This is a genomic window from Methanoculleus caldifontis (assembly GCF_032842345.1).
In the GTDB taxonomy this organism is placed as follows: domain Archaea; phylum Halobacteriota; class Methanomicrobia; order Methanomicrobiales; family Methanoculleaceae; genus Methanoculleus; species Methanoculleus caldifontis.
This window is the reverse complement of record NZ_WBKO01000001.1, coordinates 776,528-798,005: the sequence shown is the minus strand read 5'-3', so window position 1 is coordinate 798,005 and position 21,478 is coordinate 776,528. Positions and strand designations below refer to the sequence as shown.

Annotated in this window: 20 protein-coding genes; 16 read left to right on the top strand and 4 right to left on the bottom strand. The window is 60.6% G+C overall.

Going from position 1 to position 21,478, the window contains the following annotated elements:
* Nucleotides 1-94: 94 nt before the first annotated feature.
* The 4 genes from F8E02_RS04180 to F8E02_RS04165 all read left to right on the top strand — a co-directional run bounded on the left by F8E02_RS04180 (nucleotide 95) and on the right by F8E02_RS04165 (nucleotide 1,861).
* Nucleotides 95-592, top strand: coding sequence for an RNA-binding protein (locus F8E02_RS04180; protein ID WP_317064209.1), 498 nt, complete (start codon nucleotides 95-97; stop codon nucleotides 590-592).
* 50 nt (nucleotides 593-642) lie between these two features.
* On the top strand, nucleotides 643-1,020 hold the full coding sequence (locus F8E02_RS04175; RefSeq protein WP_317064208.1) for a cell division protein SepF: 378 nt from the start codon (nucleotides 643-645) through the stop codon (nucleotides 1,018-1,020).
* Nucleotides 1,020-1,547 carry a ZPR1 zinc finger domain-containing protein gene (locus F8E02_RS04170; protein ID WP_317064207.1) on the top strand — a complete coding sequence of 176 codons (528 nt, stop codon included), beginning with the start codon at nucleotides 1,020-1,022 and terminating at the stop codon, nucleotides 1,545-1,547. Before F8E02_RS04175 ends, F8E02_RS04170 begins: the two co-directional genes overlap by 1 nt.
* A 77-nt stretch (nucleotides 1,548-1,624) precedes the next feature.
* Nucleotides 1,625-1,861, top strand: a complete 237-nt coding sequence (locus F8E02_RS04165) for a hypothetical protein (protein ID WP_317064206.1) — start codon at nucleotides 1,625-1,627, stop codon at nucleotides 1,859-1,861.
* A gap of 294 nt (nucleotides 1,862-2,155) precedes the next feature.
* On the opposite strand, the gene purM is transcribed toward F8E02_RS04165, so the two are convergent.
* On the bottom strand, nucleotides 2,156-3,148 hold the full coding sequence (gene purM, locus F8E02_RS04160) for a phosphoribosylformylglycinamidine cyclo-ligase (RefSeq protein WP_317064205.1): 993 nt from the start codon (nucleotides 3,146-3,148) through the stop codon (nucleotides 2,156-2,158).
* The gene (locus tag F8E02_RS04155) at nucleotides 3,141-4,529 is read right to left on the bottom strand and encodes an aspartate kinase (RefSeq protein WP_317064204.1); all 1,389 of its coding nucleotides are present in this window, start codon (nucleotides 4,527-4,529) and stop codon (nucleotides 3,141-3,143) included. The genes purM and F8E02_RS04155 overlap by 8 nt, the downstream gene beginning before the upstream one ends.
* A gap of 72 nt (nucleotides 4,530-4,601) precedes the next feature.
* On the opposite strand from F8E02_RS04155, the gene tfrA reads away from it, so the two are divergent.
* Nucleotides 4,602-6,233: a fumarate reductase (CoM/CoB) subunit TfrA gene (gene tfrA / locus F8E02_RS04150; RefSeq protein ID WP_317064203.1), complete on the top strand. Its 1,632-nt coding sequence runs from the start codon at nucleotides 4,602-4,604 to the stop codon at nucleotides 6,231-6,233.
* A complete protein-coding gene (gene tfrB, locus F8E02_RS04145) occupies nucleotides 6,230-7,693 on the top strand; it encodes a fumarate reductase (CoM/CoB) subunit TfrB (RefSeq protein WP_317064202.1) in 1,464 nt (487 codons plus the stop codon). The genes tfrA and tfrB overlap by 4 nt, the downstream gene beginning before the upstream one ends.
* A gap of 154 nt (nucleotides 7,694-7,847) precedes the next feature.
* Here tfrB and F8E02_RS04140 read toward each other — a convergent pair whose 3' ends face one another.
* Nucleotides 7,848-9,497: a WD40 repeat domain-containing protein gene (locus tag F8E02_RS04140; protein ID WP_317064201.1), complete on the bottom strand. Its 1,650-nt coding sequence runs from the start codon at nucleotides 9,495-9,497 to the stop codon at nucleotides 7,848-7,850.
* A 166-nt stretch (nucleotides 9,498-9,663) separates the two neighbouring features.
* Here F8E02_RS04140 and F8E02_RS04135 point away from each other — a divergent pair, with 166 nt between their 5' ends.
* From F8E02_RS04135 to F8E02_RS04090, 10 genes are all read left to right on the top strand, one after another.
* Entirely contained in the window at nucleotides 9,664-10,095 is a 432-nt protein-coding gene (locus F8E02_RS04135) for a nucleotidyltransferase domain-containing protein (protein ID WP_317065147.1), read from the top strand.
* Entirely contained in the window at nucleotides 10,010-10,189 is a 180-nt protein-coding gene (locus tag F8E02_RS04130; RefSeq protein ID WP_317064200.1) for a hypothetical protein, read from the top strand. Before F8E02_RS04135 ends, F8E02_RS04130 begins: the two co-directional genes overlap by 86 nt.
* A 48-nt stretch (nucleotides 10,190-10,237) precedes the next feature.
* Nucleotides 10,238-10,750, top strand: a complete 513-nt coding sequence (locus F8E02_RS13135; protein WP_449405569.1) for a hypothetical protein — start codon at nucleotides 10,238-10,240, stop codon at nucleotides 10,748-10,750.
* 748 nt (nucleotides 10,751-11,498) lie between these two features.
* Complete coding sequence (locus F8E02_RS04120; protein ID WP_317064199.1) at nucleotides 11,499-12,581, top strand: DegT/DnrJ/EryC1/StrS family aminotransferase; 1,083 nt, start codon at nucleotides 11,499-11,501, stop codon at nucleotides 12,579-12,581.
* Nucleotides 12,582-13,496: a Gfo/Idh/MocA family oxidoreductase gene (locus F8E02_RS04115; protein ID WP_317064198.1), complete on the top strand. Its 915-nt coding sequence runs from the start codon at nucleotides 12,582-12,584 to the stop codon at nucleotides 13,494-13,496.
* Nucleotides 13,493-14,557, top strand: coding sequence for a non-hydrolyzing UDP-N-acetylglucosamine 2-epimerase (gene wecB / locus F8E02_RS04110; RefSeq protein ID WP_317064196.1), 1,065 nt, complete (start codon nucleotides 13,493-13,495; stop codon nucleotides 14,555-14,557). Before F8E02_RS04115 ends, wecB begins: the two co-directional genes overlap by 4 nt.
* A gap of 22 nt (nucleotides 14,558-14,579) precedes the next feature.
* A complete protein-coding gene (locus tag F8E02_RS04105) occupies nucleotides 14,580-16,022 on the top strand; it encodes a nucleotide sugar dehydrogenase (protein ID WP_317064195.1) in 1,443 nt (480 codons plus the stop codon).
* Nucleotides 16,022-16,615 (top strand): aspartate aminotransferase family protein, encoded by a 594-nt coding sequence (locus F8E02_RS04100; protein WP_317064194.1) that lies wholly within the window; start codon nucleotides 16,022-16,024, stop codon nucleotides 16,613-16,615. Before F8E02_RS04105 ends, F8E02_RS04100 begins: the two co-directional genes overlap by 1 nt.
* A 137-nt stretch (nucleotides 16,616-16,752) precedes the next feature.
* Nucleotides 16,753-18,309 carry an oligosaccharide flippase family protein gene (locus F8E02_RS04095; protein WP_317064193.1) on the top strand — a complete coding sequence of 519 codons (1,557 nt, stop codon included), beginning with the start codon at nucleotides 16,753-16,755 and terminating at the stop codon, nucleotides 18,307-18,309.
* Nucleotides 18,306-19,697 (top strand): Coenzyme F420 hydrogenase/dehydrogenase, beta subunit C-terminal domain, encoded by a 1,392-nt coding sequence (locus tag F8E02_RS04090; protein ID WP_317064192.1) that lies wholly within the window; start codon nucleotides 18,306-18,308, stop codon nucleotides 19,695-19,697. The genes F8E02_RS04095 and F8E02_RS04090 overlap by 4 nt, the downstream gene beginning before the upstream one ends.
* Here the strand turns inward: F8E02_RS04090 and F8E02_RS04085 are convergent.
* Complete coding sequence (locus F8E02_RS04085; protein WP_317064191.1) at nucleotides 19,694-21,082, bottom strand: polysaccharide pyruvyl transferase family protein; 1,389 nt, start codon at nucleotides 21,080-21,082, stop codon at nucleotides 19,694-19,696. The genes F8E02_RS04090 and F8E02_RS04085 overlap by 4 nt on opposite strands.
* Nucleotides 21,083-21,478: the final 396 nt, after the last annotated feature.

Here is a 21,478-nt window from a genome sequence, read left to right as displayed (position 1 = left end):
GTCCTTTCTGGAGTAATATATTTGAGTGAGGAAGCTACTTAAATATAACCGCGGTGCTCTGCGCCGCACGATATCCCCCCGAGGTCCCGATTCCATGCCGAAGATCACCGTAAAGAAGCGCCACGTCATCCGGAAATCGCAGATCACCGAGCTCCTGGACCGCCTCGCCGACGAGATCGGCCCGTCCGCAGACCTCTTCCGGTCGGACCGGATCGAGCGGGCCGAGACGGACGCTTCCGTCGAACTCTACCTCGTCGATAAAAAGCCGTTCCTGATGGCCTCCGAGACCTGGGCGTTTCCCACCCTCCGCGGCCTCGTCGAGCACCCGATCCCCGAGCGCCGGGTGGTCGTGGATGCCGGCGCGGTCAGGTTCGTCGCGAACGGCGCGGATGCCATGCGTCCGGGCATCGTCTCGATCTCACCGGATATCCGACAAGGGCACCCGGTGCAGGTCGTCGAGGAGCGCTACGGCAAACCGCTCGCCGTCGGGGTCGCTCTGCTCGACGCCGCCGACATGGAGCGGCAGGAGAAGGGCAAATCCGTCAAGAGCATCCATTACGTCGGCGACGATATCTGGAATCTTGAGATCTGACGGGGAAATTAAAGGATACTATTAAATAAAATTCATTCCTCAATTTTGTTATGGTTAAAAAGCTCTTTGACAGCATCCTCGGTAAAACCCCCACAAAAAGCGAAGAAGACTATATGGAGCTTGACCTCGCCTCCTACGAGGGAAAATCCGAAGAAGAGCCGGCCTCCATGTACATCAAGATCGCCACCATCGCCGACCTCAAGGATACCCCCCGCGTCAAAGACGAGGTCTATAACGGCAACATCGTCATCGTCGATATCGGGCGGCTGAAGATGGACAAGGTGACGTTCGAGCGGGTCTTAAAGGACCTCCGCGACGTGGCAAAGGACGTGAACGGCGACATCGTCGGCCTCGGCGAGCAGAAGTACGTCGTCATCACCCCGATGTCCGTCAAGGTCTCCCGCGACAAGATCGGCGGTGGCGTCTAGTGCGGGATGCGTACCAGGGGACCTGTCCGGCGTGCGGGTGCGATATCGAGATCGTCCACCACCGCCTGGACATCCCCCACTTCCCCGACCTGCTGCTCGTCGCGATCGCCTGCGAGGGATGCGGCTACCGGCACACCGACACCATCATCCTCGGGGAGGGCGACCCGGTGCGATGGACGGTGCGCGTGGAGGAGCCCGAGGACCTCGCCATCCGGGTGGTGCGGAGCACGACGGGGACGATCACGATCCCGGAGTTCGGCCTCTCGGTCGAGCCCGGGACCGCCTGCGAGGGGTTCGTCACCAACATCGAGGGGGTCATCTCCCGGTTCGAGCGGGCGGTGGGGACGGTCCTCGCCGACCCGGAGAGCGAGGAGGAGCGGGCGGCCGCACTCAGGATGCTCGAGACCCTCGGCACCGCGCGGGAAGTGGCCGTTCCCTTCACGGTCATCCTCGAGGACCCTTCCGGAAACAGCATGCTCGTCAGTGAGAAAGCCGAAAAGATGCTCCTCGATCAGAGCGAGGCCTGATATCTCTCTTTTTTCCCGCCGCCGGGTTAACCTCAAATAGGACCACCTCCCATACGCGACGCCCTGAGGTGAAGAGAATGGCACGAACCATATCGGTGCTGAAGTGGGAGAGCGAAGCGGAGGTCGAGGACGCCGTCCACGAGATCAAGACGGAGATGGACCAAACGGGCGGGCTCTCGAAGAGTACGGAGCGGGCGATGCAGCACTCGCTCATGGTGGCCGACGCCGGTCTTGCGGACCATTTCCTGAGACGGGTCAGGGAGTACGTCCCCGAGGCGATGCACTACTTCGAGGAGCAGGGCGGCGGGACGTAATTTCGGATACGCCAGAGCATAGAAGACCGGGGTGTTAGGAGCAAAGGACGGCACATCCGGAACCCGAACACCAGAAGGCCCAAAGTGCAAACGCAACGAGCGTGAGGATGTGAAGAGGGATTGCTCTGCCCACATACAACTTCGCGTCCTTCGCGGCTTCGCGTGAGGCTACATCGATATCCACCCAAATTTACTCACGCGAAGCCGCGAGTATGGGCTGCAAATGGGTCTCGTAAACCTGCGAATAGCGCAACAGGGATACCCTGGAATAAAAACGGAGGTTAAGGGGATCCTTCACTTAATCTCGATACCCTTCAACCGCACGCCGGGTTCCGCCGTCACCGTGCCGACCACCCGGGCGTCGGGGAGGATCTTCTGGATCGCGGCGACGCTCTCTCTTGGGGCGACGAAGGCGTAGCCCATGCCCATGTTGAAGGTCCGGTACATCTCGACCGTCCCGATGTTCCCGTTCTCCTGCAGCCACCTGAAGATCTCGGGGACCTCGAGGGGTTCGGTGAAGGAGAACCCGTAGCCGGTGAGCCGCTCGAAGTTCAGGAGCCCGCCGCCGGTGACGTGACACATCCCGTGGATTTCGCAGGCCTCCGTCACCCGGAGGACCTCGGCGTAGATCCGGGTCGGGGTCAGGAGTTCCTGCCCCAGGGTCTTGCCGCTCGAGAGCCGGGTCTCGTAGGAGGCGCAGTCCTCGACGACCCTCCGCGCAAGGGTTAAGCCGTTGCTGTGGATGCCGCTTGAGGGGACGCCGACGATGACGTCGCCGGGGACGATCGCTTCGCCGGTGACGACCTTCTCCTTCTTCTGGACCCCAAGGCAGGTCCCGGCAAGGTCGAGGCCGTTCACGAGCCCCTTGAGGGTCGCGGTCTCCCCGCCGACGATGTTCATGTTCGCGAGCCTCGCGCCCTCGTTCAAGCCCAGGCCGATCTGGGCCATCTTCTCCGGCGAGAGGGCGTCGGTCGCGACGTAGTCGACGAACGCCACGGGCTCGAGGTTCATCACGTAGAGGTCGTTGACGTTCATCGCGATGCAGTCGATCCCGACGGTGCTCCAGTCGCGAAGCTCGTCCGCGACGAGCATCTTCGTGCCGACGCCGTCGACGGCGAGCGCGAGGACGAACGGGCCGCAGTCGATCAGGCCGGCGAAGTGGCCGACCTTCCCGAGCATCGAAAAGTCGCCGGTCCTCCGGTAGGTGAGGTTCTCGATCAGCGCCCGGACCGCCCGGGCCTCGAGGTCGATATCGACCCCGGCTTCGCGGTAAGTATGTTCAGTCATCTGAGTTCTCCGAGAGACGGAATTCGTCGTGCAGCACCTGCAGGGCACGCTTGCCGTCGCCGCCCGTCACGACGAAGGAGACGTTCACCTCGCTTGAGCCCTGCGAGATCATCATGACGTTGATCCCGGCACGGCCGAGCGCGGAGAAGATCCGGCCCCCGGTGCCGGGGGAGCCGGCCATCCCGGCCCCCACAACGGCGACCGCCGCGACGTCGCGGTCGTAGGTAGCCTCGCGCACGACGCCCTGCTGCACGATCGGGTCGAGGGCGGCCTTCGCGGCCTCGAGGTGGGTCTCGTCGATGATGAGGGAGATGTTGGCTTCAGAGGAGCCCTGCGAGATCATCATGACGTTCACCTCGCGCTCCGCGAGCGCCTGAAAGATCGTCCGTGCGACGCCGGGGCGGCCGATCATCTGGGCGCCGTTGACGTTGACGAGCGCCACCTTCTCGATCAGGGCGACGGCCTTGACCACCCGCTTCTCCTGGTGCTTGTCGCGGAGGACGAGGGTGCCGGGGACTTCGGGCCGGAAGGAGTTCTTGACCCGGATCGGGATATCCTTCTGCATCGCGGGCTCGATCGAGCGCGGGTGGAGGACCTTCGCGCCGAAGTAGGAGAGTTCCATCACCTCGAGGTAGGAGATGTCGTCGAGGACCCGGGCATCCTTGATGATCCGGGGGTCAGACGTCATCACGCCGTCGACGTCGGTCCAGATCCAGATCTCGTCGGCATCGATCCCGGCGCCGACGACGGCCGCCGAGTAGTCGGAGCCGCTCCGGCCGAGGGTGGTGATGACGCCCTGCTCGGTCGCTCCCATGAACCCCATGATCACCGGGGTGGAATCCGCGAGGAGCGGGGTGACCCGGCTCCGGATCCTCCCCTCGCTCGCCGGGAGGGCACGGGCGTCCCCGTAGTTCGCGGTCGTGACGATCCCGGCCTCGGCGCCGTCGAGGACGGAGGAAGGGATACCGCGCTGCCGGAGGGCGGCCGAGACGATCGGGGCGGAGAGCCGCTCCCCGAAGGAGATGATGTAGTCGCGGGACCGTGGAGTCAGCTCTTTCAAGGTGTGGACCGCGGAGAGGATGTTCTGCAGCCGGGTGAGCCGGTCGTCGATGACCGCGGTCACCTCGTCGACGTAGTCGGGAGCGGTCTCCGCGAGGAGCCGGGTGTGCCGGGTCCGCATGGCGTCAAGAAGCGTCCCGAGCTCGGGCTGCTCCTTGCTCGCGATGACCTCGTCGGCCACCGCGATGATCTGGTCGGTGACCTTCGAGCATGCCGATACGACCACGGCAAGCTCGTCGCCTGCCGCACGATGCGATTCCACGATGTCTGCGACCCGTCGGATACAATCTGCTTCCCCGACGGAGGTGCCGCCGAATTTCATTAAAAGCCTCATTCTGGCTCACTAGTCCCCTGCAATTGCTTTATGGTATTATACAACGCACAGACTAATAAGATGCTTGTTGACGAGATTGTGGACGCGCACGTGCTGGTTATCGGAAGCGGCGGCGCCGGGGTGCGAGCCGCGATCGAGGCCTCCCGGCACGGCGGCGTGGTCCTGGTCTCCAAGACCATTGCCGGCAAGGGCGGGTGCACGACGATGGCGGAAGGCGGGTTCAACGCAGTGCTGCGGGACGCGGACTCCGTCGACGTCCACCGCGAGGACACGCTGAAGGGCGGGGCGTACCTCAACGACCCCGCGCTCGTGGACGCGCTGGTCCGCGAGGCGCCGGAGCGGATGGGCGACCTCGTCCGGTGGGGTGCGGTCTTCGACGTGACCGATGATTGCCAGGTCGCGCAGCGGCCGTTCGGGGGGCAGCGGTTCCCCCGGACCTGCTATGCCGGCGACCGGACGGGCCACGAGCTGATCATGACGCTCCTCGACCGGCTCGACGCGACGGACACGCAGCTCTACCAGGAGGTCTCGGTCGTCGACCTCGTCAAAGACGAGAACGGGGCGGTCGCGGGCGCGATCGCTCTCGACCGGGACGGGAGCCCCGTCCTCTTTTCGGCCGACGCGACGGTGCTCGCGACCGGCGGGGGGACGCAGGTCTACGACGTCTCGACGAACTCCGCCGCCGGGACCGGGGACGGGTTCGCGATGGCTTACCGGGCAGGGGCGGAGCTGATCGATATGGAGATGGTCCAGTTCCACCCCACCGGTGCGATCTACCCCTACGACGCCCGCGGCCGGCTGGTGACGGAGGCGGTCCGGGGCGAGGGGGGCGTACTCCTGAACGCCCGGCGCGAGCGGTTCATGGAGCGTTACGACCCGGCCCGGATGGAGCTCTCGACCCGCGACGTTGTCGCCCGGGCGATCGCGACCGAGGTGCTGGAGGGCCGCGGGACGGCCCGCGGCGGGGTCTACCTGGACGTGACCCACCTCCCCGCGGAGACGATCGAGAGCAGGCTCCCCGTGATGCTCGAGCAGTTCCTCGCCTACGGCGTGGATATCCGGCGGGAGCCGATGGAGGTCGCTCCCACCGCCCACCATATCATGGGCGGGCTCCGGATCACCCCGGAGTGCCGGACGACCATCCCGGGCCTCTTCGCCTGCGGTGAGGTGACCGGCGCGGTCCACGGGGCAAACCGCCTCGGCGGGAACGCGCTTGCCGACACCCAGGTCTTCGGGAAGCGGGCCGGGGAGTTCGCCGGGAAGGCGCCGGCCCGGAGCGGCCGCATCGACTCCGCCGGAGTCGACGGGGTGCTCGGGGTCCTCGACGGCTTCTCCGACGGGGATACGAGCCCCGCCGCCGTCCGGAAGGATTTGAAACTCACGATGTGGAACCGGGCCGGGATCTTCCGGAACGCCGCCGACCTGCAGACGGCGCTCGACGAGATCCGGGGGCTTGCCGCCCGACGGGTCCGCGCCGCCTCGACGGCGAACCTTACCGAATGTTGTACGGTCCGGAACATGTGCACCACGGCCTCCCTGGTCGTCCGGTGCGCCCTTCTCCGGCCGGAGAACCGGGGCGCCCACGTCCGTCGGGACGCGACGGTTATCACGGAGCCGGCGACGTCGCCCTTCTCCCACACCTACGTCTCGCTCGCGCGCGTTGGGATCGAGCGGCGGGAGGTGCCGGCATGAAGACGATCACCCTCGCGGTCTCCCGGTTCGACCCGGCCGAGGACATGGAGCCGCACATCGAGGAGTACACGGTCCGGGTCAACGAGGGCGCCCGGGTCCTCCACGCCCTCCACGCGATCCGCGACGAGCACGATGCGACGCTCTCCTACCGCTACTGCTGCGGGTCCGGGCAGTGCGGGAGCTGCGCCGTCAAGGTGGACGGGAAGCCCGCCCTCGCCTGCATGGCGGAGGCCCGCGACGGGATGACGGTCGAGCCGCTCGACCTCCCGGTCGTCAAAGACCTCACGGTCGACATGGAGCCGGTGATCGCGAAGATCGCCCGGATCTGCCCGGCGCACGATGCAGGCCTCCCGTCACAGGAGGAGATCGCGACGATCAAGCCGCTCCGGGACTGCATCGAGTGCCTCTGCTGCGTCTCGGCCTGCCCGGCGCTCCAGGTGACGGAGTTCGCCGGTCCGACGGTGCTCCGGCAGGAGATGCGCCTCGCCCTCGATCCCCGGGATTCCGGGGACCGGATCACGGATTCGATCGCAAAAGGCCTCTTCTACTGCACGACCTGCAAGCGCTGTACGGAGGTCTGCCCGAAGGCGATCGACATCCCGGGCAAAGCCATCGAGAAGCTCCGCGAGGTCGCGAACCGCCAGGGGCTGACCCTCCCCCGCCACCAGGAGGTGGCGCGGCTGGTCAGGGAGACAGGAAGGAGTGTCGAGCGGACGAAAGAGACGTTCCTCGAGCAGGTGCCGGAGGTGATCGAGCCCGACGGCCCCGTCCGCGGTGAGGTGGGCTTCTTCGTCGGGTGCATGTTCAACGGCCGGGTGCCGCAGACGGCGCTCGATGCGATGGAGGTCATGAAGCGCAACGGCATCCGGGTGATCGTCCCCCACGACCAGGTCTGCTGCGGCTCGCCGCTGATCCGGACGGGGCAGACGGCGGACGTCGACGACCTGAAGAGGAGGAACATCGAGGCCTTCGCCCGCCGGGGCATCAAGACCGTGATGACGATCTGCGCCGGGTGCGGGGCGACGCTGAAGAACGATTACGATACGCCGTTCACCGTCAAAGACGTCACCGAGGTCCTGACGGAGTACGGGATCGAGCCGCCGGCGAAGCTGGATATCACGGCGACCTACCACGACCCCTGCCACCTCCTCCGCGGCCAGGGGATCAGCGAGCAGCCGCGGGAACTGCTCCGCGGAGCCGTGCGGGAGTTCGTCGAGATGCCGACGCAGTGCTGCGGCGCCGGCGGCGGCGTCCGGTCGGGGGTGCCGGAGGAGGCGAAAGCCCTCGGTGCAAAACGCGACGAATGCGTGAAGGCGACCGGCGCCGACGTCGTGGTGACGGTCTGCCCGTTCTGCGAGTTCCATATCGCGGACTGCACGGACGTGCCGGTGAAGAACCTGGTGACGGTGCTGCTCGAGGGCTACCGGAAGAAGGACGCGGAGCGGAAAGGCTCTGCGTGAGTTTTCTCTTTTAGTTCCGATAATCGCCGGCAAGACACTGCACCACTCCCATGCCACGGACCCCAGAACGTGCGAATGCGAGTGCTTCAGACTGATTGAATTTCGACGCTCATCTTCGGAGGATAGCATCCTGATCGGGGAGCCATCTTCATAGTTAGTCCGTCCGGGAGCCCCCGGAGATCTCCTCTGCGAGGCGCAGGTACGCCGCCTCAAGCGCCTCGATATCCTCCCGGGTTGGGTCTTTGGAGGCGTAGGCGAGGCGATTCGCATCCTCGAAGAACCGGGCAAGGTCCTGCCGCTGCTCCGGGCAGGCGTTCAGGGCGTCAACGATGTAGATGACGCGGACTCCGGCACGCTGCCCGATCAGGACGGTCATCTCCCGCGAGAGGATTCGCGCCGCCTCCCTTGTCCTCCCCTGCTCCAAGGAAACCCGCCAGGGGGCCGGCGGCGCCTCCTTGACTTCAGGGGGGGCCGGCTCCGGAACATGCAAGGGCGCAGAGGGGCCCTCCGGCACCGCCGCCTCCGGGGTCAGGGGTGGCTCCTGGTGCTGCCGGTATAGGTACCCGGCCCCGATGGCCGCGCTACAGGCAAGGAGGCCGGCGATAGGGAGGAAGGGGAAGCCGGAGTCCCCCTCGGGGGCCGGAGTGGGGGTCACGGCCTCCTGGACGGGGACTGCGGGAGCGGTCGTTACCGGGACAGGGGTCGCGGCGGAGGTCGCAGTTGACGGGGGAGGGGGCGTGGTGCCTGCGGCGGTGGGCGTCGCAGTCGCCGCCGCAGTCGAGATGCCGATCACCTTGCGGAAAGAAGCCACGACGCCCGCAGTGCCGTCCGCGGTGAGGGCGACGTGCTCTATCCCGCCGTCGAGAGAATAGGTGTCGAGCAGGTGCCCGGCTCCGTCGAAGAGATAGGCCTGCCGGTCCAAAGAACCGGCAAGGACGCGGGAGCCGTTCTTGGAAACGGCGACATCCCGTATCCAGGCGCCGGCGGTGAAACTCCAGATCCGCTCGCCCTCCCGGTCAAAGCAGACGAGGCTGTTGTCCTGCAGCCCGGCCAGGACACGGGAGCCGTCCTCCGAGATCGCGAGGGCAGTGACCGGGCGGGGGCACCGGTAAGTCCAGAGCAGACTGCCCGTGCGGTTCAGGAGACGGACGCTGGCATCGGAGGCAACGGCAACCTCGTTGCCCGTCCCTGAGACCGCGGCGGCAGTGCCTCCCTCAAGGCTGCCCTCGCGCACCCAGACCTTTCTCCCGGCACCCGTATAATAGAATAAGCCGCAACTGGAGACGACTGCGGCATACTCACCCCCTCTGGAGAGGGCAACGTCGCGGATCTCGGAGATCACGGCCTTACTCTTGTCTTTGGGCCGGGTGTCGACCGTGGCACGGAGGGTGCCGTCGGCATCGTAGAAGTACACCTTCCCGACGAAGTCCGCCATCGCAATACGCTTTCCGTTCGGGGAAAGGGCGAGGGCCACCCCGGTAGATGGAACTTCCTCCTGCCAGATCACGGTGGCGTTCCGGTCCATGAGGGTGAGCGACGGGCCGCTCGCCGCCGCGATCAGACTTCCATCGGCAGAGCAGGCGGCCAGTTTCGCCGTCCGCTCCTGCCAGAGGGGGGTGCCGTTGCCGGCAAGGAAACAGAGTCGTCCCTCGCCGATCAGGACGTACGAGCCGTCCGGAGTCAGCGAAAGGCTGGTGATCTCGGACGGTGCGGAGTAGGTCCAGAGCGCCGCTCCTGCCAGGGCGCCGGCCGGCAGGCCGGCAAGGAGGAGACAGACACCGAGGAGGACCGCAACACGCCGCATTCTCCCAGATTGTTTCAGGAGTTAGGGTATAAGCGTTCCGTTCCGGGACGAGCGGTTTCGACGGACTAAAGCGAGAACCTATACCGGTACCAGACGCCGGTGTTCATAAACCTGCTGTAGACGCTGGTGATCGCAGGCGGTCCCGACAAACGGACAGGAGAACTCCCTGGCGGCGGGGAAGGCGGTATTCCGACCACCACAGGATCTCCTCCACCCGGGCCGAGGGAACCGGCTGAATGCCTTCCCCGCCGCGAGCCCACAGGGAAACGTATCAGAAGACAGATGCCACTTATGGACGAGAGAAGTTCGCGATGAGAGCAACGGAGCAGGACCTCTTGCATGCGCTCGATCGCATGAGGAACCTCGGTTCGCTCAGGTCCGCTTCATCCTCCTCTACGGCTCGGTCACCGAAGGCCGAGCGAGAGCGGGGTCCGACATCGACCTCGCTGTCTACTACGACGGGGGCCCGGAGGCCGTCCGGTTCCGGTTTGCGGCGCTCTCCGAAATCGCTGATGACGCTACGAGATCCGATCTTCTCCCTTCTGCCGCTTTATATCCGGGCGGAAGTCCTCCGCGGAGAGGCAATTTACTGCCCTGACGAACGGTTCCTCTACGACGTCACCTACCGGACGATCGGGAGTTCGACGACTTTAAACATGGACTGTACGACTACATCGGAAAGGAGACGATAACGTGACGGAGGGGTCCGGGACACGGTCATTTGGATCAAACTCCGCGAGATGACGGAGAGCGTCGATCTGCTCACGGGGTACTTCCCCGATTCGGCCGAGTCGTTCGGGCGGCTCGGAATCGCAAAGAACGGCATCTACAAACGCATCGAAAACGCCATCGAGAACGTCTTTTGCGTTATCCTGAGCGCGGACCTTCATCTCGGCGCCCCCGGCACCGATGAGGATATCCTCGAGAACCTCATGCAGCACGGGGCGTTCGACCGGGAGATGCGGCAGAGTCTGAAAGCGAAGGGCTCCGGAACACCGTCATCCACCGCTACGAAGCGATCGACGACGCGCTCGCCTTCTCGATACTGGCGGAGCACATCAGGATTTCGCCCTCTTTCAGCAGGAAGTCGAGAGGTTCCTGCGGTCGGCGGAAGCGCAGGGTTCCGCATGAAGCAGGAACCGGGAAGGGATGGCGAGATCCGGCGCGACCGGGATTGGAGGATGAGCGCCGGGATCGAGAGTGATGGCAAGTTTGTAACCTTCGACCCGGACGGGATTTTGCAGGATGAATGATATGCCAGGGAGGCCAGTATGGAATTGAGGTTTGATCGTGAGAGAATCCGGCAGGAGCGGCTGGCCTTTGTCCGGAGACATGCTGGGTCAGGGAAGTCCCGAACGAGGCTTAGAGCCGCGAGCAGGCCGACCGGATCGACGCGTTCTTTGAGAATGCCCGGAACTCCGCTCTTTCCCGGTTCGAGTATCTCCGGACGCACCGGGCCCGGCGGGACCGTCCTGAACCGGCGCATGGCGACGGGTAGCTTCAGACGGAGTAATAAAGGCCGGCTGCACGGTGAGTGTATCCGTTCCGGATCGGAGTATGCGCTCGCGAGCGTACCACGGCACGCCGAGAGGATGCCTGCTCCAAAAGCGGCATATCCGGGAGGGAGGGGCAGAACCGTTTCCAGCCATTGGTTCGGATATGTTCCACGGAACAGAACGCATCCATGCAGATCGCTGCTCTCCGGATCAGGGTGACCTGTACCTCCGAGGACCGGCAAGCGGGCGTTCGGCCTGAAATTGGCGCGACGCCTGTTTTTCCAGCCCGGGTGGGTTAGCGTCAGGGTGGCGACGGCGATTCTGCGGGCGCCGGGCGGAGGTGATACGAGATTGGGCCGTTGAACGGCTGCGTGGACAGTTTCCCGGTCGACATCACTCCAGGGGATATTAGCGATTCTTCGCTGAATTTTCAATCAAAAAAGCAAACCCGTATATTAAACCACGCGAAAGAAACATGACACCAGCTTCCGGAGATAGATAATCCATGCATATACCCATCGCCCAGCCTTCCCTCGGAAACGAAGAAAACGAAGCCGTTCTCGCCGTCCTCGCCTCCGGCATGATCGCCCAGGGTCCGGTCACCGCCGCCTTTGAGAAAGAGTTCGCCATATACTGCGGTGTTCCCCACGCTGTCGCCGTTTCGAACGGGACCACCGCCCTCCACGCGGCGCTGCTCGCCGCCGGCGTCGGACCTGCGGACGAGGTGATCGTCCCGGCCTTCACGTTCTTTGCGACCGCCTCCTCGGTCTCGATGTGCGGTGCCCGCCCCGTCTTTGCCGACGTCGATGCCGCGACCGCCACGATCGACCCGGCCGACATCCTCGCCAAGGTCACCCCGAAGACGAAGGCCGTGATCGGCGTCCACCTCTACGGCCAGCCCTGCGACGCCGGGGCAATCCAGGAGATCTGCAGCGATAAGGGTCTCGTCTTCATCGAGGACGCCGCCCAGGCTCACGGGGCCATCTACCGGGGGAAGAAGACCGGCAGCCTCGGCGACCTCGCCTGCTTCTCGTTCTACGCCACAAAGAACCTGGCGACCGGGGAAGGGGGGATGGTGACGACGGCATCGGGCGAGTATGACGCCCGTCTCCGCCGGATCATCAACCACGGCCAGAGCGAGAAGTACCTCCATACCGAGCTCGGCTACAACTACCGCATGACTGATATCAACGCCGCGCTCGGGAGGGTGCAACTCGCAAAACTCAACGGCTTCAACCGCCGCCGGCAGGAGAACGCCGCCTACTACGGTGCTCACATCACGGCGCCGGGGCTCGTGCTGCCGTCGGTCGCCGCCGGCCGGACCCACGTCTGGCACCAGTACTCCCTCCGGCTCACCGAGCAGTTCCCCCTCTCGCGGGACGAGTTCATGGCCCACCTCCGCGAGCGCGGGATCGGCTGCGCTGTCCACTATCCCGTAGCCCTCTCCCGGCAGCCCTACTACGCCGGGGCCGCGGCTTGCCCGGTCGCGGAATCACTCGCGGCCTCGGTCCTCTCGATCCCGGTCCACCCGAACGTCACCGACGAGGCCCGGGCCTACATTTGCGAGACGATCAACGAGGTGATCTAGATGGACGCGGGCGTCATCGGCACCGGCGTCATGGGCAGGAACCACGTCCGGGTCTACTCCGAGCTCAAGGAGGTCGGGACGACCTACGTCTACGACCTGAACACGAAGGCGGCCGAAGAGGTCGCCGCCGCCACGGGGGCGGAGGTCTGCCGCTCGATGGAGGAGCTCCTCCGGAAGGCCGAGTGCGTCTCGGTCGTGGTCCCGACCCCCTACCACCTCCGGACAGCGGGAGAGGTCATCGCCGCCGGGGTGCACGCCCTCATCGAGAAGCCCCTCTGCCTCACCGTGCGCGAGTGCGAGCAGCTGATCGGGCAGATCCCCGACGGGCTGACGGTCGGCGTCGGCCACATCGAGCGGTTCAACCCGGTCGTCACCGAGGTTGCGCGGGTCGTGCAAAACCCCCTCTACGTCTCCTTCCACCGGCACAACCCGGCCTCGGCCAGGGTGAGCGGGAGTTCCGTCGTCGAGGACCTGATGATCCACGACATCGACGTCGCCTTCAACGTCCTCTTCCCCGGGCGGGAGTATACCGTCCACGCGAGCGGGACCGGGGACGTCGCCGCGGCGCTCGCGGCTTTCGGGCGGACGCCGGTCTACCTCTCGGCCTCCCGCAAGTCCTCGAAGAAGGTCCGATCGATCTACATCGAGGAGGAGGACCGGACGATCGAGGGCGACTTCATGACCCAGGAGGTCTATGTCTACCGGAAACCTGAGGCCTACGGGCAGGAGAACGGACTCTACCGCCAGGAGAACATCATCGAGAAGCTCCTGGTGAACAAGGTCGAGCCCCTGAAGATCGAACTCTCGACGTTCATCCGCGCCGCCCGCGACGGCAAGCCCTTCACGGTCACGCCGGAGCAGGGGCTCTCGAACGTCCGGGTCTGCGAGGAGATCTCCCGGAGCCTTGCGGCATGAAGATCGTATCGATCGTCGGGGCCCGGCCCCAGTTCGTCAAGTGCGCCCCGGTCTCGCGGGAGGTCCGGAAGGTGCACGAGGAGGTCCTCGTCCACACCGGCCAGCACTATGACTACCTCCTCTCGGAGGTCTTCTTCCGGGACCTCGGGATCCCGGCACCGGACTACCACCTCGAGATCGGGTCGGGGAGCCACGGCGTCCAGACCGGCCGGATGCTCGCCGCGATCGAGGAGGTGATCGCGAAGGAGGAGCCGGAGATTGTTCTGGTCTACGGGGACACGAACTCGACCCTCGCGGGGGCGCTCGCCGCGGCGAAGATGCATGTGCCGGTGGCGCACGTCGAAGCGGGGCTCCGGAGTTTTGACCGCCGGATGCCCGAGGAGGTGAACCGGGTCCTGACGGATCACTGCTCGGACCTCCTCTTCTGCCCGACGGGGACCGCCGTCGCGAACCTCGCAGCCGAGGGAGTCACCGCGGGCGTCCACCTCACCGGGGACGTGATGGTCGACGCGCTCCGGGAGAACCTCCCTCTTGCAAAAGAGCGCTCCACGGCTCTCGCCGATCTCGGCCTCTCGCCGAAGGCGTACTTTCTCGCCACGGTCCACCGGGCGAGCAACACCGACGATCCCGCCGCGCTTCGGGCGATCATGGAGGCGTTCTCCCGTCTCGATATACCGGTGATCTTCCCGGTCCATCCCCGGACGCAGAAGAAGCTCGCCGGGTACGGGATCACACCGGCGGCAAACGTCCGGGTAGTCGAACCGCTCCCCTACTTCGATATGCTCACCCTTCTCTCCGGCGCCCGGGCGGTCCTGACCGACTCCGGCGGCGTCCAGAAGGAGGCCTACATCCTTGAGGTGCCCTGCGTCACCCTCCGCGAGAACACCGAGTGGGTCGAGACCCTGGAGGACGGCTGGAACGTCCTCGTCGGCGCGGATGCCGACCGGATCGTCGCGGAGGCTGATGCGGCCGGCGGTGCGCGCCGGGGGCACTCTGCCCGGTTCGGCGACGGCCATGCAGCCGCGCGGATCGCCGCGATCATCACCGAATATGAACCCTGAATACAAAACAGAGATGCATACAATGACCGAGAACCTCGCAACACTCATCGGGAAACGCGGCCCGATCCGGACGATCGGCGTCATCGGGATGGGCTACGTCGGCATCCCGGCGGCGGCGCTCTTTGCGGACGTCCCGCACTTCGAACACGTCTACGGTTTCCAGCGGGACTCCGCTTCTTCCGGATACAAGATCAATATGCTCAACCGCGGCGAGTCGCCGCTCAAGGGCGAGGAGCCCGGGCTTGAAGAACTGCTCGGAAAGGTCGTCGGCGCCGGGAAGTTCTCCTGCACCGCCGATTTCTCGAAGATCGCCGAGTGCGACGCGGTGACCCTCGCGATCCAGACGCCGTTTAAGGACAAGAAGGACCTTCTCCCTGACTTCACTCCCCTCATCGAAGGGCTCCGGAACGTCGGGCGGCACCTCACGCCCGGGATGCTCGTCGTCCTCGAGTCGACGATCACCCCCGGCACGACCGCCGGGATGGCCCGCGAGATCCTCGAGGGCGAGTCCGGGCTCGTCGCCGGGAAGGACTTCGCGCTGGCCCACGCGCCCGAGCGGGTGATGGTCGGCCGGCTGCTCCGGAACATCCGCGAGCACGACCGGATCGTCGGCGGGATCGACGAGGTCTCGACGGCGCGGGCCGTGGAGCTCTACTCGCCGGTCCTCACGGCCGGCACGGTCATCCCGATGACCGCGACCGCGGCCGAGGTGACGAAGACCGCCGAGAACACCTTCCGCGACCTCCAGATCGCGGCCGTCAACCAGCTCGCCCTCTACTGCGAGGCGATGGGGATCAACGTCTACGACGTCCGGGCCGGGGTGGCGTCGCTGAAGGGCGAGGGGATCACCCGCGCCATCCTCTGGCCCGGCGCCGGGGTCGGCGGCCACTGCCTGACGAAGGACACCTACCACCTGGAGCGGGGGGTGCAGGTGCTCGGTGGGGAGCTCGACTTTCCGGCCGGCCGGGAATCCCTCTACACCCTCGCCCGCGGGATCAACGACTTCATGCCCGAGCACATGCTCCGGCTGACGGAGTCGGGGCTCGCGCAGGTCGGGAAGACTTTGAAAGGCTCGAAGATCGCCCTGCTCGGCTGGGCGTTCATCAACGACTCCGACGACGCCCGGAACACGCCGGCGGAGCCGTTCCGCGATGCGGCGCTTGCTGCGGGGGCGGAGGTTCGCGTCCACGATCCCTGGGTCGACCCGGCGACGTCGCCGGATGCGCCGCCGGGGTTATCGCGGGACCTTGCGGGGGTGCTATCGGGTGCGGACGCGGTGGTGGTCTTTGCCGGGCATAAGGAGTACCGGGGGCTTGTGCCCGCCGAGGTCCGGCGGTTGTGCGGGTATGAGCGACCGGTGATTGTTGATGGGCGGAATATTGTTGACCCCGACGCCTTCGTTGCCGCCGGATTCATCTACAAGGGAATTGGCCGTGGTGACAAGAATACCTATTCGGTTACGTAATGAAACTTGTGACTATCACTGTTACAAAACTGATCCCCGTCAAGGAGGCGATCAACGCCGTCGCGGAGGTGAGCCGCTCAGACATGCTCACCCTCAGCCTGAAGCTCGCGAAGGTCGGGCGCTGGTATGCTGATTTCTGCGGCTTTGAGCGTTTAATCGCAACCAGCAACAGCACGATCCCCCAGTATGCAGGAATGCTTGCGGCCGCCATCGGGCCCGTGCCGGTCAGAAAACTGCCAGATTTCAACGAGCAGAGGGTCGCAAACATCCGCAATTACAAAGAGCATTGTGCAGTGCCGGATGTTGTTACACCCTATGTTGCACCTAGAGCTTGGCGCATCTACCACCATTGCATTGTACGAATGATAGAGGATAGGTCTTTTTCACGCAATGTGTCTACAGCTTGCCTCCATGAGGTTGGTGTCGGGAACACCGTGCATGATCCAATCACGTTGCCAGAGCGGGTACATGCTGATGATGGTATTGTGTCGGAGCGCTACCCTGTTGTACCGAGGCATGCAAGTAACCGTGCTGAGCCTGTGATGTATCCCCTTCTGTGCGGAAACGATTCATCACAGGTTGTCACATGCTGAATGAAAAGGAGTAACTAAATGGATTTTCTCTCAACTTCCTGCATTTGGTCCAGGCTTCTTACGATGAAAGCGGTTCTTGAAGCAAGGGTCTTCCCTCCCGTTATGCATGGGAAGTTATGGATATGGAGTTGGATCGAGTGCCAATACTGAAGCCCATGAAAGGGGGTGTCTCGAAGCAGCAACTTCCCCGCAACCTAGTCGGAAATCTAGCCTATTTTATTGTAAATCTTATGATCGGTCTGCTTTTGGTCCCTTATTTTGTATCCACGCTTGGTGTTGCAGCCTACGGAATTATTCCGCTTGCAACGTCATTAAACGGTTATGTTGGCCTCTTTACGCAATCGCTCAACACTGCAGTAGCTCGTTTTCTCACAGTGGATCTCCAGCAGGAAAATTATGATTCTGCGAATAAGACATTTAATACGGCTTTTTTTGGGGTTTCCGGCATTATCCTTGCCATGGTGCCAGTAGTTCTACTGATCTCCGTGTTTGCGCCCACCATCTTCGATGTCCCTTCGGGGCAGGAATCAGGAGCCATTTTTCTCTTTCTAGGTGTGAATGGTGCGTTCCTGCTCCGTTCATGGAGTGGTAACTTCACGGTATCGCTCTTTGCATACAATCGTCTCGATCTTCTGAACCTCGTTAATATCGTCAATGTTGTAATACAGGTTCTTTTAATCATTCTATTTTTTTCAATCGCACAGCCTTCACTTACTTTGATAGGTCTGGCATACCTGATCGGAGGTGTCACGGCATCAATTCTGGCAATTGTGCTCTCCCGCCGGATCAACCCTCACCTGAAAGTACGTTTAAGCGACTTTACTCCATCCCGGTTACGAGAACTCACCGGGATGGGAGGTTGGGTAGTAGTTAACCAGATTGGGTCTCTTCTCTATCGTAACATCGATCTTATAGTGGTGAATATGTTCTTCGGAGCCCTCGCCGGAGGTGAGTACGCCATAGCGCTGCAGTGGGTCATTCTTCTCCGTGCTATTGCGCATACCCTTGCTGCGGTGAATACGCCAATAATCTTATCATACTATGCAAGAGACAAAATCAAGCCCCTTATCAAGGTTTCAAAGAGCGCTGTCAAACTGATGGGACTATTAATGGCTCTTCCGATTGGTCTTGTGTGTGGATTTGCTCCAAGTCTGCTTGGGATCTGGATTGGAGAAGAGTATTCCTTCCTTGCTCTCTTGATGGTAGTGTTAACCGGACATCTCACCGTAAATCTTGCTGTGTTACCGCTCTTCTCGATTAATGTCGCCTATAACCGAGTGAAAATTCCCGGAATATTAACACTGATCATGGGAGCTGGGAATCTTCTCCTTGCAATTGCGCTTTCCGTGTACACAGGCTGGGGATACTTTGGAGTTGCCGTAGCAGCTGCAATTACCCTCACGCTCAAGAACGCACTTTTTACGCCGTGGTACGCAACCCGCATCCTCAAGATTCCGGCAAATACTTTTACAAACTCCATGCTTCCAGGGATTATAGCAACGGTTGCAATCGCAGGGATCGCTGCTGTTTTGAACATGACTTTCCAAGTGACGACCTTACCAGGGCTCATAATTGCTGGCGGTATGATTGGTATCGCTTATCTGGCTGCATTATGGCCGTTCAGCCTTGATGAATTTGAGCGTGCTCTGTTCTTATCGTATTTACCAAAGAAGATCAGGAGAAATGTGAAATGAAGCCTATAGTTATCGAATATGTGGTTGAACGCAATCTCTGTATTGGTTGTGGGGCATGCACAGCCCTATGTCCTGAAAACGCCCTTACAATGGGATTTAACATGTTTGGTGAGTACAATCCCGCTAGCATTGAGGGCTGTACGAAGGGGTGCGGAATATGCCTAAAAATTTGTCCGTTTGGGGATGGAAACCCTGATGAGGACACTATTGCGAAGAAACTTTATGGAGATGTCCCAAGCATTCAGCACAGGTCTGAGGTAGGATATTTTTCGGGTTTATATGCAGGCTATTCTAAAGTTGGAAGGCATCGGGAGCAGGGAGCCTCGGGTGGCATGGCGACATGGCTTCTTGAGACTTTGCTTCAGGAAGGTTATGTTGATGCTGCCATCTGTGTGAAGCAGAATTCCGATCCCGAGCAACTATTCTCGTTTACTGTAGTGACCACAGTGGAAGGAGTTCAGGAGTCATCTGGTTCCGCGTATTATCCGGTTGAACTTTCCGGAGTAATCCGACATGTTTTGAGTAAACCCGGGAGGTATGCTATCATCGGTCTGCCGTGCTTCGTGAAAGCGATTCGTCTTGCACAGCAAAAGAACAAGATCTTAAGAGAGCGAATTGTTGTAGTTCTTGGTCTCACCTGTGGGCAGTCGAAGAGCAAGCACTACACATCTTATCTTTCAGCACTCGCGGGTCTGGAGGGAAAACCTACTAAGGTTCACTATAGGAGCAAGGACCTCAAACAACCTGCAGCCAATTACTACTTCTCGTGTAACAACGAATCTAATGCAGAGCATCGTGTCTCTCGGAAAAACGGCTTTTCAGAGGTCTGGGGGAATCGCTGGTTTACACCGAACGCGTGCAATTACTGCGATGATATCTTCGCAGAGTGCGCGGATGCGACGTTCATGGATGCGTGGCTTCCAGAATATTCGAGCGACCCTTATGGCACCAGTTTAATACTCGTCCGGTCTCCAGAATTGATGAACCTAATACAACAGGGCTGCGATTCTCACAGATTGGACGCAGATGTGGTGGATGTTTCGCGAATTATCCGAAGTCAGAGGGGCGTGATCTCAACCAAGAGGAGGGATCTCGCACACCGCCTGCATGAAGCTGAGCTTCGTCGGGATTTTTGCCCAAAAAAACGGGTTCAACCTGAAAAATGTAGTCCCCTAGAGAGGTGGAGGCTCCGGGTTATTGGTGCAATGCAGACACGAAGCAGACAATTTACTCCAAATCAATACTATTCAGCAGCAGATATCCTCACGTTGAGGAGAGTCATGCAGTTAGATGTTATACAATTGCGTCTGATTCGGCTGTCGAATTATCCGCGACGTGTCGTTCGCTATGTAAATGAGATGTTATTGCGGAAAATAAAACATATTTAATTTGATTCAATGAATTTAGAAAAATAATATCCATTTTTGAATGCTTTTTCTATTACTTCCGGCATTACTGCTTTAAGGTGTTCCCTTATGGCGGTTCTGTCCGACCAGACAGCGTCGATGGTTGTCTTTAAAATGCTTTCATCCAATTTATCAATATCTATAATATATTGCTCCAGACCAAGTGTTTTCCCGATAATTCCATGCATTTTGTGACTGTATGCTATGCCTACCGTTGGGATGCAAAGTGATGTTGCCGCAATTGTCGCATGCATTCTGGCTCCGACGAAGATCTCGCATAATCCGATAATGCCCTTCAACTCGCTGGCAGAATATTCTCCGCATATCTGGAAAACGCTATTTCGATTTGAGACAGCTTTCAAAATTTTGTCCGCCGCCATCCTGTCGTCGTTCTTAGTAGAATAGACATGTGGAATCAAAATGACGCTGACACCCTTGGTTTCGACGAGGTGGTCGATAGTATGTGCCATTGACCGAATATAATGCTCTTCAGATTTTGTGGGGTCGTTCAGGTACTTGCTGATTAGACCACTGGGATTGATCCCGACAATCGGGGTTGGAATATCTGAAATATTCTCCATCCGTAGTATTTCCTCAGTTCTTGATTTTCCTGCGGGCGGCAAGATGAACGCAGGATCGGCAGTAACGTGTATTTTCGTCTCGTCGACACCGTTTCCCAGCAGATATTGTTTGGAGAGCTCCTCTCTGACCAGAATCAGTTTCACCCTCTGGAATACGTATCGGCTGACGATTCGATTTATCGGGCTTTTATAGTAACCAAGGCTCTCTGCAAATAATACCACCGGTTTATCCAGTAATAGTGCATAAATAATGTTTAAGAAACTACTTCCCGGCGTTTTTTCTCCGCTTAATTGATCTCCTCCGCTATTAATGACAACATCTATTTCATCCAATACACGAAGTTTCGATTTCTTTGGAACCCCAATTTGCAGACCGCATCGGCGGAGTGTCTTTATTATCAGGCACTCGAACAGGTACAGCCAGGGGTATGGCGACCGCATGGGATTTCGTGCAGGTTGAAGAATGATCTGGTTGTCGGGGTCCTTTGCTGCACCCATATTCAGGAATTCGACGTTCTTTATATAACGCCATATGATGTCTTTTGTTGAAGCAATCAGGGCCTCGTTGCCTTTATTTTTGAAGCCAACATTTAATATTAATGCTCTTAACATAGATTGTAAATAATGTGCATCGGATGTTAAATACTTTGTTTTTTTGAAATTTTCACGGATTGGCAATGTAATAATTATATTTACAGTGGAATATATTATGTAATACATATATCCACTTGCTTTTTGCGTCTCCAGGTTCTCATCCTGCGTGACCTCGCCTATAGGTGACTTCATTTTCCGTATTTCTCACCGTGCAAGCCCCAATAACCGCCGCCGGTACAGGTTTTGTCTCTACGTTCAACGCTTGCTCCACATTATAAGAATATCTGATAAGCGACTACGTAAACGAGATTACGTTCACTCCAGTCAGTTTGATACGACTCGGAGATATCCAGAGATGTGCGCAGAGGCGTCCCTCAGACGATTGAATGACCCGTTAAGGTTCTTGAAAATGTAAAGTAACACGCGATGTTTTCAGAGGACTACGGTCCCCTCACCGTTACAATCCCCATTGGCAATGGATTCCAGAAAAGGAGTTAATTGCTCCTTTTCCAGAAGTATCACTGAGGGTAATTTTACCCGTCCAACTATGTATTGGATATGAAGAAGGAATGACCAAGCAAGGAAACA

Bases quoted from the DNA above. Each gene is read 5' to 3' on its own strand.
- F8E02_RS04180 (WP_317064209.1), top strand. From the start codon at position 95: ATGCCGAAGATCACCGTAAAGAAGCGCCACGTCATCCGGAAATCGCAG.
- F8E02_RS04175 (WP_317064208.1), top strand. From the start codon at position 643: ATGGTTAAAAAGCTCTTTGACAGCATCCTCGGTAAAACCCCCACAAAA.
- F8E02_RS04165 (WP_317064206.1), top strand. From the start codon at position 1,625: ATGGCACGAACCATATCGGTGCTGAAGTGGGAGAGCGAAGCGGAGGTC.
- purM (WP_317064205.1), bottom strand. From the start codon at position 3,148: ATGACTGAACATACTTACCGCGAAGCCGGGGTCGATATCGACCTCGAG.
- F8E02_RS04155 (WP_317064204.1), bottom strand. From the start codon at position 4,529: ATGAAATTCGGCGGCACCTCCGTCGGGGAAGCAGATTGTATCCGACGG.
- tfrA (WP_317064203.1), top strand. From the start codon at position 4,602: ATGCTTGTTGACGAGATTGTGGACGCGCACGTGCTGGTTATCGGAAGC.
- tfrB (WP_317064202.1), top strand. From the start codon at position 6,230: ATGAAGACGATCACCCTCGCGGTCTCCCGGTTCGACCCGGCCGAGGAC.
- F8E02_RS04140 (WP_317064201.1), bottom strand. From the start codon at position 9,497: ATGCGGCGTGTTGCGGTCCTCCTCGGTGTCTGTCTCCTCCTTGCCGGC.
- F8E02_RS04130 (WP_317064200.1), top strand. From the start codon at position 10,010: ATGACGCTACGAGATCCGATCTTCTCCCTTCTGCCGCTTTATATCCGG.
- F8E02_RS13135 (WP_449405569.1), top strand. From the start codon at position 10,238: ATGACGGAGAGCGTCGATCTGCTCACGGGGTACTTCCCCGATTCGGCC.
- F8E02_RS04120 (WP_317064199.1), top strand. From the start codon at position 11,499: ATGCATATACCCATCGCCCAGCCTTCCCTCGGAAACGAAGAAAACGAA.
- F8E02_RS04115 (WP_317064198.1), top strand. From the start codon at position 12,582: ATGGACGCGGGCGTCATCGGCACCGGCGTCATGGGCAGGAACCACGTC.
- wecB (WP_317064196.1), top strand. From the start codon at position 13,493: ATGAAGATCGTATCGATCGTCGGGGCCCGGCCCCAGTTCGTCAAGTGC.
- F8E02_RS04105 (WP_317064195.1), top strand. From the start codon at position 14,580: ATGACCGAGAACCTCGCAACACTCATCGGGAAACGCGGCCCGATCCGG.
- F8E02_RS04100 (WP_317064194.1), top strand. From the start codon at position 16,022: ATGAAACTTGTGACTATCACTGTTACAAAACTGATCCCCGTCAAGGAG.
- F8E02_RS04090 (WP_317064192.1), top strand. From the start codon at position 18,306: ATGAAGCCTATAGTTATCGAATATGTGGTTGAACGCAATCTCTGTATT.
- F8E02_RS04085 (WP_317064191.1), bottom strand. From the start codon at position 21,082: ATGAAGTCACCTATAGGCGAGGTCACGCAGGATGAGAACCTGGAGACG.